At 46.9% G+C, this 772-nt stretch carries 1 protein-coding gene; it reads right to left on the bottom strand.

Translation table 11 applies throughout. From position 1 onward, the window contains the following. Nucleotides 1-772, bottom strand: a 772-nt coding sequence (locus R7O13_RS26255) for a DUF2955 domain-containing protein (protein ID WP_318305127.1), incomplete at both ends; no start/stop codon positions are given.

Raw genomic sequence — 772 nt, 5'->3', positions numbered from 1 at the left:
AATATCATCGCGCCAATCCAAAGTAACGGCACAATAAACAGCAAAGTATCTGACCAATCATACAAAATGAGCTGCCCGACGATACCAAAGGTCACACCTAGCAATGTGCCCATCGCCCGTTTACGAGCGTAACCTAAGGCGCCATTCCAGTGCATTGGAAACAGGAGCAACAAGGTTGTCGCCTGCGCTGACATGGAATCGTTCAAATCAAAGATCTGAAACACCAAAAAGGACATGGTTGCAATACTCGCCCCCATAAGAGCCTCATGTCGCATCCGATGGCTTTGTTTGGCTTGTGAAGGCTTTGGCGGCGGTTGACGAGGTTCCGCATCTGGAATCAAAAACGTCACCAAATACGCCACAATGATGGACAAAACGTTCGCCTGTAAGTTACTAAAAATAAGATCATTCAGATCCGTTGTCGGGTAACTAGCAAAGTGCAGCATGATACTCAAGCTAAGCACACTGTTCGCGCCAAATAGAAACAAACTCCCTTTTGACATACAAGCAAACTTGTAAAGAAACAAGCCGAACGCAATCAAGGTCATCAACACCGGATGACTACCAAACAAGCCCCCCAAAATGCCAACCTCTAGCCCACAAACAACAGCGGAGAAGATTAACTGTCTTGATGCATGCAAGTTCACTACTGGTACCATACCGAGCAAAAGCATGGGTGTTACGGTGAAAAACACACCGTAGTTCCAGCCAAACAGCTTACACAGTGTAAAGCCGATGGTTGCGCCAGTTGCAATGCGTAGGCATTGCCTGA

This window comes from Vibrio sp. Y176, assembly GCF_033438945.1.
The sequence above is the reverse complement of the archived record's forward strand: the minus strand, read 5'-3'. Positions and strand labels throughout refer to the sequence as shown.